At 31.6% G+C, this 10942-nt stretch carries 8 protein-coding genes; all 8 read right to left on the bottom strand.

Annotation, left to right across the window (positions count from 1 at the left end; genetic code table 11):
* On the bottom strand, window positions 1-1394 hold a 1394-nt coding region (locus V7147_RS19885; protein WP_335369553.1), incomplete at its 3' end, for a M81 family metallopeptidase.
* Between the two features lie 42 nt (window positions 1395-1436).
* A complete protein-coding gene (locus V7147_RS19880) occupies window positions 1437-2954 on the bottom strand; it encodes a xylulokinase (RefSeq protein WP_335369552.1) in 1518 nt (505 codons plus the stop codon).
* Between the two features lie 55 nt (window positions 2955-3009).
* The gene (locus tag V7147_RS19875) at window positions 3010-4506 is read right to left on the bottom strand and encodes a sodium:solute symporter family protein (RefSeq protein ID WP_335369551.1); all 1497 of its coding nucleotides are present in this window, start codon (window positions 4504-4506) and stop codon (window positions 3010-3012) included.
* A 1028-nt stretch (window positions 4507-5534) separates the two neighbouring features.
* Window positions 5535-7607 carry an AAA family ATPase gene (locus tag V7147_RS19870; RefSeq protein WP_335369550.1) on the bottom strand — a complete coding sequence of 691 codons (2073 nt, stop codon included), beginning with the start codon at window positions 7605-7607 and terminating at the stop codon, window positions 5535-5537.
* A 2-nt stretch (window positions 7608-7609) separates the two neighbouring features.
* Window positions 7610-7912: a hypothetical protein gene (locus V7147_RS19865; protein ID WP_335369549.1), complete on the bottom strand. Its 303-nt coding sequence runs from the start codon at window positions 7910-7912 to the stop codon at window positions 7610-7612.
* A 330-nt stretch (window positions 7913-8242) separates the two neighbouring features.
* Window positions 8243-9769 carry a hypothetical protein gene (locus V7147_RS19860; protein WP_335369548.1) on the bottom strand — a complete coding sequence of 509 codons (1527 nt, stop codon included), beginning with the start codon at window positions 9767-9769 and terminating at the stop codon, window positions 8243-8245.
* 181 nt (window positions 9770-9950) lie between these two features.
* The gene (locus tag V7147_RS19855) at window positions 9951-10346 is read right to left on the bottom strand and encodes a hypothetical protein (protein WP_335369547.1); all 396 of its coding nucleotides are present in this window, start codon (window positions 10344-10346) and stop codon (window positions 9951-9953) included.
* On the bottom strand, window positions 10339-10942 hold a 604-nt coding region (locus V7147_RS19850; RefSeq protein WP_335369546.1), incomplete at its 5' end, for a hypothetical protein. The genes V7147_RS19850 and V7147_RS19855, both read right to left, overlap by 8 nt.

Genomic DNA, 10942 nt, shown 5'->3' with positions numbered 1-10942 from the left:
GCACCTGGCGTATCTGTCTCATATATTTTATTAGTAAACAGTGAATATGCAGCTCTAAAAGAGGTACATGCTTTCACTACTACTAATTGATAGGATTTCGGTTCCAAACCAAAAGCACGGAACAATTGAGGATCACCATTCCCAAAGATATGATGACATACTAAAATATCAATATTACCTACCTTAAGAACTGCGGATGGTCCTATGTTATTTACCATCCCCTTTCCTGCTGGACCCTCTTGAGCAAAAATGCCATCGTGTAAGGACTTAATATAAGCTTCTACCTGGAGTGGTCTATTCACATCAGGGAACCTTGTGCCACCAATTGTAAAAGTTGCATTATTTCCAACTCCCAGTTTGTGAGACAGATTTGCAGCATTCGCATCCACAACTGCTATTGCTGTTTTAACATTTGAATTGCTTTCTATTATTTTCCTTACCACTTCAACACTGTCACCCGTTGCCCCAGCATTTGTGGAATCAGCAGAATCTACTAAAATAACAGGTATTTCTTCTGTATTTTGTTCAGCAATGGTAATAACTTCTTCAATAGTATGCAAGTTAGGTTGAAAGGCTCCACGCATATCGAATAATCTTTGTGCAAGCTCTTGTGCGTGTTTTAGTGCATTCTTTTCATCATTATCAATTACAATGATAGAAGACTCACCATCTATAACATCCAACCAGGGTTGCATTTGATAAATTGAAAAATCAAGAACTTCTCCATTATTAATAAGTGACTTTGCATACTCCATTAATTCAGAAAATGGCCCTGACATCGTAGAATATGTACTGGCAGGAACAATCATTGGAATACCAACACGTACCATTTTTGGTTTCACTTCATCTAAAAGGTACGATAAGCCTAATTTCGCAGTACGATATCCTGTTTCATAGTGGTCCAAATGTGGATACGTATGATAAGCACAAACAATTGAACTGTTTTGTACAATTTTTGGTGTGATATTTGCATGAAGGTCTGACGATACTGCAATTACAGCTTTTTCACCGATTATTTTTCTTAACTCTTCAATAATAATACCAGAACAGTCCTCATATTCAGTTGTTTGAGTTGCACCGTGTAAGGATAAAAAAACACCATCAATAGGGTTATTATTTTGAATATAATTTATTACCTTGTTTATAAAATGATCAACAACAGCATGATCGACCGGTCCCCCACTCATAGTAAACATTGAGTATGCAGGAATGGCTTGCACATTCGCTTCATCAATAGCATCAAGGATCCCAGCAATTGCACAAGGTTTATCTGACAAATTTTCCCTAATATCTTCCCCTTCATAAATTCGTCCTCTTTCGAAATAATCCAGTGTGCAAGGAACTGGATTAAAGCTATTTGATTCTTGATGGAACTCAGCTATTACTATTTTCAATACCCTTCCTCCAATGTAGGTTTTTCTATTTGTTAGTAGAGTTTAAAGTTTACTTGTTATCACATCTTCGGCATTTACATGATTATTAAGTGTTTCGTACATATCTTTTAAACTTGGGTATATTCGTTTAAAAACACTAAATAATCTATCATATGTTGCTAAATGTTCATCTCGGGGTAAAAAGATCCTATCTTTCATTATTCTTTCATCAGCTTCTTCAAAATCTTCATAGATCCCCAAACCAATCATTGCACAATACGCTGCGCCTACTGCACCAGCATGTTGTGGATTACTTGGGACAGACACAGGGATTTGAAGAACGTTAGCCATTATTTGCATCCAAGGATCACTACATGCCCCACCGCCTACCACATTGATTGAATCTAATGATTTTCCTGTTTCTCTTTGATATATTTCAATCTTCCAACGCAACATATAACAAATTCCCTCCATAATCGCGGATAAAAAATGTCGGCGTTCATGTTGATTCGTTATATTAAAAAAAACAGCTTTTGCATTGTTTGATAGTGGACGGAGTTCTCCATGTATCCAAGGTGTTGCAATCATATTTAATGACCCAGGGTGTACGTCTGCTAGTTCTTTATCAATTAGAGTGAAAATGTCTTCACCCATAATTTCTTTTTCAACTTTATAAAATTGACTAATTGCCCAATTCAATGTCATACAAGCGGACTGAATCGGGTAAATCATTAGATCTTTGTCCATACCAAATGTTTGATATAATTCTCCAATATCGCTTTTTCTTTCAGGTATTACAGTGCCAAACCACCCTGAGGAACCTAAGTAAATATGATTTCCTCCTAAACGACTACTGCCTGAACCAATGGCAATTGCCGGAATATCACCACAACCTCCAAACACAGGAGTTCCAGGGTCTAAGCCTAGTTCTTCTGAAGCTTTTTCAGTTAATCCTCCTACCAGTTCTGTAGGTAAAACCAATGGCGGAAACTTTTCTTTATCTAATCCTGAGGCTACCAGAATACGATTATAATAGTCTTGTAAATTTTGGTTAGTGGAAAGAATAAAATTATTTGTCAAATCAACAGCTTTCACACCAGTAGCCAAAAATTTTAAATATGAATTTACTTCTAGGAAACATTTTGTTTTATTGTATAATTCCGGCATTTCTTCTTTAATCCACATAAGTTTCGGCCAATATTCCCTGTCATACATTGCATTAATACCTAATCTATTATTTAGGATTTTTGCTTGCTTATCTGCACGTCCATCTAACCAAATAATTGTATTATAAAGAACTTCACCATCCTCATCTATCGGAATAATCCCTTTCCATTGTGTTCCGAAAACGATACCTTGAACCTCACTTGGTGAAGCCCCCAATTTTTTCATTACTTTTTTTGTTGCAAGACAAGCGGCACTCCAGTATTCATTTGGATCTTGTTCCGCCCATCCTGGATTAGGGGTAATGAGGGAGTAGGTTGCGTCCGAAGAACCGCATACCTCTCCTTTAAGATTTATAAAAGTTGCTTTAACTCCACTCGTCCCAAAATCATATGAAGCAATAAATGAATGTGTCATTAAAGTACTCCTTTCAAATTTTTGAATCACCTACTATTCGTCACTATATCCAAAATTAATTCACCTTTGTAAATGAATCATCTTTGACGATAGGAATCTTATTTCCGATAAGCGGACTGCCTACAACATTATAGAATTCTTTTATATAAAGTTCCGTTGACTCTTGTTTTGATGTAAAAGCTATTATTGTTCCAACAATAACACTTAACAAAACTCCAATTGGACTAATTAAATGATAAGGAAAACTATTTAACAACGCAATTGTTACATAAACTACTCCAACAATTAAAGACCATAGTGCAGAGCTTGTGTTGAAGCGCTTCCAATAGAAACCTGCTAAAATCGGGAATGCAAGTAATGCTGTAAAAACTGAGATATACGTTAGAGCCAATAAAATATTCCCTACAAATGTTAATGCAAATACTATTGTCGATATGCCCAATATAATAAAGCAAATTCTACTTGACATAATATAGTGTTTTTCAGATTTATTTTTTGCTAAATATCTTTTATATAAATCATTGATTACTATTGAAACTGCTGAATTCCAAATTGCAATCATCGTACTTACTCCTACTAGTATTAAGGTTACAAGTAAGAAGCCTTGTAAAAATGGAGATGTATAATTAAGTATAAGGGTAGGTAGCGCTACTTCTGATTTATCTAAGTTGGGCATGACTACTCTTGAGAACATAGTTGCAACTGCTACCAATCCATAAAGTAAGGTAATCAAAATCGTATTTATTATCATACCTCTATATGCAACTTTTTCACTTTTAGCTGAGAAAATTCTTTGCCCATACCACGGTGCAGCTACATATAATAGGATGTTTTGTAAACACCAAGTTAAAACTGCAGCAAATCCAAAACTTTCTAAATCCCATATTGGTTCAAAAGAGAGGTATTGTGGTTCAAATACACTTGGTAAAGAACTAAATCCTCCTGCTGCTTTCCAACCAATAAAGAAAAGAATTGGCATACCAATTAATATCATAATATAAGAAATAATATCTGCCCAGATGGCTGTTAGTAATCCCCCAGAAAGGCTAACGAATAAACATATTGTGGTTAAACCGATTACAATCCATAAGGGATGTATGCCTAACAATACATTTCCAATTACCGACAATCCAGCTAAATAAGTAGCAGGAGCAATCCATGTAAAGGATAGGGTAACAAAGGTCGCAATTCCTCTTAATAGTTCGCTGTTTTTTCCCTGATATCTCTTATCAAAGAATTCTGCAATTGTCGAAATTTTGAGCCGACTATATCTTTTTGCAACAGTTAAAGCATAGATTCCAAAAACAGGTATGAAGATGAGCGATGTGTACCATATTCCAACAGTACCATAAAGATATGCAACAGAAGCACCTCCTATTAAGGTAGCAGTATTAAATTCTGCCGCTCCAAGCGTACATACAAGTGCAAATAAACCAGTATTTCGTCCTGCTAAGTTAAAATCATTATACGTTTTTATTCTTCTTGACGATTGATAAGCAACATACAAAAGAACAACTAACAGCACCCCAACAAAAATATAATTCGTTTGCAAAATTCTTCCCCCTTAAAGTAATCATTAAACATACAAGATTAATAGAAACTTCACTTAGAAGTGCTAAACAATTATTGCAGCAACCCCTCCTTCTAACACATTTTCTACTTAATACCCAATCCTAATTTCGATTTAAAATAGAAACCACACTTTTTGTGTAATTTTATGTATTTATATTATGTTTATGTGTAGTTATATGGAGTATTATAAAAAACATATAAGTATTAGTCAATTAATTTTCTGACTCTTGCAAAAAATATTTTTCCTTCTGGTTAGTCTTTTATTCATTAGTAGCAAATCTAAGATTTTTACCCTTATCTTATTTCTTTTTAATTCTTCTACTGCATCATCTTACCTAAAAACATGAATAAGTTAAATTCCTTGTAATCGAAATAAAGTTTCCAGCTTGGTTTGTATACAAATACGTAAATCGATCCTGAACAACCTGTATAATGTACAAGATTTCCATTAAACTTTTAAATGCTGTTGTTTCAAGATTAAGTAATTCAAAAAAATTTTTATGTTCAAACACACTAAAAAGGTTCATGTTCATCACGTTATTCTATATATATTTCTAGTAAAGTTATAATTATCTATAATTCCTATCTTTAAGAGAGAAGCAAACTCGTCTGCTGTTGGGCACATTACTACGTTCTTGTATTAGATCTTATATATACTAAAAAAGACCCCGAATTCGTAGAAATTTTTTTACGAATTCAGAGTCTTTATGCTTATTAATTTGGGTTATAATTCGACATCCATTCAATACCGCTTTGACAAGTTTGAAATAGTCCACGACTACTTCAACACCAATAACGCGACCGCTTCTACATGTGCCGAGTGTAGCAGGCAACACATGGGGTGCTGGTGGTTTACAACAGAAATTTTATAACAATGGTCTTCTTTACAGAAATAAATTTGATATATACTAAATAACCACGTCTAGAGTATCTTTTTAAAATATCAAAATAAGATACTAAATTTCTGATACTAGGATTGATAATTTTAATTCCAAGTAAAGTTGAACTTTATTTTTCAATAAGTTCTTTTAATAAATAATTATCCTCACTTAAATGTAAAAGTATGTCTTTATCCTTGCACAAACCTTTTTCTGATGATGCCAATATTATTTGAAATTGATTTGAGTGTGTTTTCTGTAAACTGTATAATTCCTCCAAAAATGCATTAAATGTCTCGATATCTAGATTTTGTTGTCTAGGCTCATCCAATATCAATAAAAAAGGATGATTAGTATCTAATTTAAACTCAAGTGCTGTTTTCAATAACGCAGTATAGTAGGATAAGATGATTCGAATCAAGCCACTGCTGGATGTAATATTATATAGATTCATCCCCTCAATTTTTGGATTGTAATCCTTCTTATCTATTTCAATTTTTTTATATATCCCTTGAATTACTGTTTCCTGTTTCTCTTCTTGTCCTGCTTTTTTCTTTAAGTCTTCTTTGATTTCCTGGATTCTTTTTTCTTCAAACCCTTGTCTTAAGAAATCCATTTTTATTAACAATTTTTTAAATTCTTTTTCGAAAAATCGAAATTTCTTTTTATCTTGTTCCTGATTGTTTACCGCTGCCCTTTTCTTTGCTTTTAAATCATCAATTTTTTCCTGTAATTCACTTTTTTCGTTTTCTAGTTTTTCAAACTTTAATATAATTTCCTTATCTCTTTCAAGTTCTTTTATTGCATTGGAAATTCTCCCAATTTCTCTTGAATAGTAAGCATATTGCTCTAAGGTTTTTGGCTTTAAAGAGTCGTCGTATTCATCCATTTGATTTTTTATTTCTTTTAATTCAAAACGGGCTGAGATCAGTTTTCCTTCTATCTCTTGGAGCGCCTCTTGTTTTAACACTAAAAGTCGCTTAAAGTCAGAAAGTTCATCCTTTAAATATTCTAATGTTAACTTGGTGTTGTCCACACTTTGCATCTCGCTACCACACAAACTACAATGAGCTGTTGAAAGTTCCGATTCTTCATCCAGGGTGACTTTATTCATACATCTTGGACATTTTTCTATTGGAAGAATGCCGATTAATTTCTTTGCTGTCTTCAATTTGTCATTTTTCTCAATATCATATTGAATTTTATTTATGTAATATTCGTACTCTGAGATTTCTCTTTTTAGTAAAGTAAAAGATTGTTCATATCTCTTGACAATTAAGTTTGCATGTTTAAACTTTGCCCTGATGGTACTTAATACATTATCTACTACTTGTTTGCCAGTTTCTAAACGATTAAGTTTTTCATTCATATCCTGAAGTATTCCATTATTATGGGAAATTTCTTTTTCAATTTCTTCTCTATCATTGTACTTTAATAATTGAACTACCTCTTTTAAATCATTTATCGAGTTTGATTTTTGCCTAAGCTGACTTTGATACTGTTCTAACAAATAATCGTACTTTGCCACATGTGACGAAGATAGCTTCATAATGACTTCAAACGCTGTCTCTTTTACCGCCTTAATTGAATAACGAGGATTAATTGCTTGTATATCTGTCCATGCTTCTTGAACAATAACAAAAAGAGGAAGTAAATTTTGTATATAAAATATTAATCCTTCTTCATTGTTTTCTTCTGTTACTTTTCTAATTGGGTCAATCTTAAAAAATGAGAATAGAAATTCTTGATAAGTTTTGTTTCCAATCAAATTCCTATCCTTAGTCATTTTATAGTATTCTTTTAACAATGCCTTATTAGATAAGGTTATACTATTATCCTTTTCTCCTAAAGTAACATCGTAAAAAACAATTGCTGCTTCTTCTTTATCTGTTGCATCTCTAAGAACAACTGCCCTCTTGCCTTGGTTAAATAATTGAAGATATACTTCGGCATTTTTAACTTTGTCCCCTAAAAATTGTTCTAAAATAATATTGTAATTTATTGGAAATTTATTTTTACTATAAATATCCTCACCCTTTAAAGCATAGACAATACTATTAATCAAGGTAGATTTTCCAAAAGTATTCTTTCCAAAAATCATACTGATTTCTTTAATTGCATTTTTATTTTTAAAGTTTACATATCTTCCAAATTCTTTTCCACTTTCCCCTATAATTCTAATTTTAACAGCCTCTATAAACATCTTCATTCACCTGCATTACCTAATATTAATGTTGAAAAATATTGTCTTATAAACAGTTCAATCGTTTGGTTTTGCGCATCTTTTCTAAAGAGTGAATTTATTGTATCCATTCTTTTTGTCCATAGGGATTCTTCTTTTTGTATCTTTCCAGCTACTTCTAAACCCAAGTCAGTTAAAGTAATACAAAAAGCTTTTTGAGTTTTGTTGAAAAAAGAAAAATGAACAGTAATTAAATTTTTACTCACCATGTAGTTAAGAATGTCAGGATATTTGTGATCCCAAGGTCCTCTAATATAACGAATCATAGGAGAGAACGCTTCCTCAGTTTCATATGACTTTATTACTAAATCTTTTATTCTGTTTTCTTTATTCTTAATTCTTAATGCTTTTTCTAGATAAAAGGGATACCGAATTAAGAAATCNNTTACCTCGGCCATAAATAGTAGGGTTATCAAAATATCCAGGTTTTGAAAGACCACAGATGAAAATTAATAATAAAATTCGGTATGCATGAAAATCAAAATCATCATCAGGATGTTGATAATCCTTTTGTTCTTTTAAGGGGACTGTCTCCATTTTAAGTTCGTAGTGACGCAAATGGTTGAAAAACTCCTTTAATGAGTTCATTTTTTGGGTCATCCGACTTGAACCTCCCTATGCCATCTCAACGAACACTTTGCTGCCATATGAAACATTTGGCCAGTAATAATATCAGAATCTACCTTTATTCCATTTTTCATCAACTCAAAATTAAACTCATTTAAAAGAACATCCAAGTTGTCTTCTAATTCAGAGTAAACCTCATTAGATTTAGTTTTTTCGTTTTTAGTTAATCCCATGGTATGGCGTGTACACATTCTTTGGACCTTTGATTCTAGCTTTTTAACAGCCTGATAAGACTTTGTAGAAGTCAACTTTAATTCTTCAATATATATTAGATATCGACATCGATATTCTGTTCCCAATTCTAAGAAGGATTTTTTCATGTCTAAATCAACATTCTCCATTTTTTGTATTTTCAATTCTAATTTACTTTGGTGGTCATTTTGTTCATTAGTAAGAAAGCTTTCTATTTCTTCGTCTTCTTTAGAAGGTAGGTCTACTAATGCATATTCCTCTAAATATTTTTCTTTACTATTTGTAGAACTTAGATCATCAATTTTTTTCTCAAGCTTTTGTCCAATTTCCTCTAGATGCCCATGTATACCATCTAGGCCCGTTCTTAAACAATCTTCCCAATTATTCATTAATACTTTTGAGATACGTTCATTTATTTCATCATCAGTCTCATTTAAAATTTTCTTAAGCAATTCATTATTTAACATCCGTTCCTCTTTATTTTCACTTGTTGCTTTAATACTTACCTCTGTAAGTAACCGACAAAAATAAATATAAGGATCACTATCGTCTCTCAAAATATCACTTAAAATATCCTTTGCATTTGTTTCCAATGCTTTTAAACTATCATCTGCACTAATATTATTGAATTCCCATTGTATTCGATTAACGAAAATTTCAAGTTTCTCATTATTATTAATTTCTTTTTTTAATTCCTCCACTTTTAAGGTGTATTCTCTTAACTCAGTACCCCATTTTTCAACTTCTTGAAGATATTTTTCTTTCCTTTTGTAATCTGTTTCTTTTAAAATTTTCCCATTTTTTTCATTAATGTTTTTCTGGAGTGCTGTCTCTTTTGATTTTCTATATTTATCTAATTCACTCATTAGAATTTCTCTCGTTTTTGATATACTCTCTTCCAGCAATTCAGGATGTAAATCTAAACGCCCAGCTTCAAATGACCAATTAGATAAGAGTTTGTCATTACGGGATATAGAGGTATTTGTTTCAAATGCAAATGTTCCCTCATATTCTTTATTTATTAAGAATAAGATAAAAAAATTATATAAAGATTTTTGAACATCTTCATTTTTTAAACTCAAAACAGAGCTGTAACATTTTAGTTGAGTATAATTAACCCTATTAAAACCTTCTTCACTTTCTTTAATATCATCTTCTACTTCACAATAAATGTTCATATCTTTGTTATTGCGGTAATTTTTCAACCATAGGACAAGCGTTTTTAAATACTGATAAATAAATCCTCTATTCGCTCCAACAGCATCTGTTGGCTTTTTAAAAAGTAATAGTTCGTTCTTTTCCATTAAATAACCTCCGAAAGGTTTTATTTCTCTATAATTTNNATTTTATATAATTAATCTCTTAATTTCTTCTAAACTAAGAGATTATTAATTCCTAATATACATCCCCCATAACATAAACCTAAGAGACCTAATGATTACTTAAACACTCATTAGAATCAACTTACAAATTCATAGATACTTTTTATTCCCTAATTTTTATAATCAGCCTTACTATTATTTTTAATGAAATCAATAAGAAAGCTATATTGAAGTACCAAATTAATATAAAAGAGGTCCTAATAAAATCAAAATTAAATAGTGATATTGTAGAATTAAGCATTGTTTTAATAGCCAAAGGGGTCATTGAATATACTACAATAAAAATTAATATTACAACTGGTATCCATTTAATTAATAGATCACTCTTTATCTTCTTCTTTTGTTTTTCTAATGCTTTTGGCTTATCAGTTTGCAAAGGTTCATCCAAAACCGTTTTTATTTCAGGGTACCTTATACCAAATAAGACCGTAACGAATACTAATAGAATACTTATTGCACCAAAAGAATCGTTTAATATTGAATTTAATTCATCATTCATTTTCTTGCTCCGTTGCAGCTACTTCTTGATTAATACCTAAAGCGTTAGTTAATAAAACATAAGTATCTTCAGAGATTTGATATTTCCTTGCACTACCTCTAACTTTTGTAATTGGATCTAATTGCGGTGCATTTGTACTTACTAATCTATTAAGCTCTTCTAATACATTATCTGACTGTATTACAACATGATAGACTTCGTTGTTAAATTCAGCTGAAACTATTGTTTGTTGAAGTGTATTCAGTATTTCAGACTCCAACTGATATCTGAATCTAGTTCTTACATTTCTAATCAACGCTCTACTCTCTGTTTCTGTTAATTGAAACATTGATGAAACATCAGCTTCTGTAGGGATAACCCCTTGAAAGTAGTGTTTTACTAGATGGAACAACCTATGTTGTTTTATTTCATCTGCCCTTGTAGGTAAACCTTTGCCAAGTAGCATTTCCTTATATTCCGTTAGTGCTGCAAGAGCAATATTTTTTAATGCTAAATTTAATTCTTCATTATCAGCACATTTAAATAATTTTTTTAATTTTTGTATTTCTTGTTCGTTTAAAAAATCATCAGTAAGTTGTATATTTATCATTAATAAA

The organism is Bacillus sp. JJ1521 (assembly GCF_036965165.1).
Taxonomy (GTDB): domain Bacteria; phylum Bacillota; class Bacilli; order Bacillales; family Bacillaceae_L; genus Ferdinandcohnia.
Note: the sequence above shows the minus strand (reverse complement) of the source record. Positions and strands in the feature narration are given on the sequence as shown.

Excerpts from the sequence above, each read along its gene's own strand:
- V7147_RS19880 (WP_335369552.1), bottom strand. The coding sequence starts at position 2,954 with ATGACACATTCATTTATTGCTTCATATGATTTTGGGACGAGTGGAGTT.
- V7147_RS19870 (WP_335369550.1), bottom strand. The coding sequence starts at position 7,607 with ATGTTTATAGAGGCTGTTAAAATTAGAATTATAGGGGAAAGTGGAAAA.
- V7147_RS19865 (WP_335369549.1), bottom strand. The coding sequence starts at position 7,912 with ATGATTCGTTATATTAGAGGACCTTGGGATCACAAATATCCTGACATT.
- V7147_RS19860 (WP_335369548.1), bottom strand. The coding sequence starts at position 9,769 with ATGGAAAAGAACGAACTATTACTTTTTAAAAAGCCAACAGATGCTGTT.
- V7147_RS19855 (WP_335369547.1), bottom strand. The coding sequence starts at position 10,346 with ATGAATGATGAATTAAATTCAATATTAAACGATTCTTTTGGTGCAATA.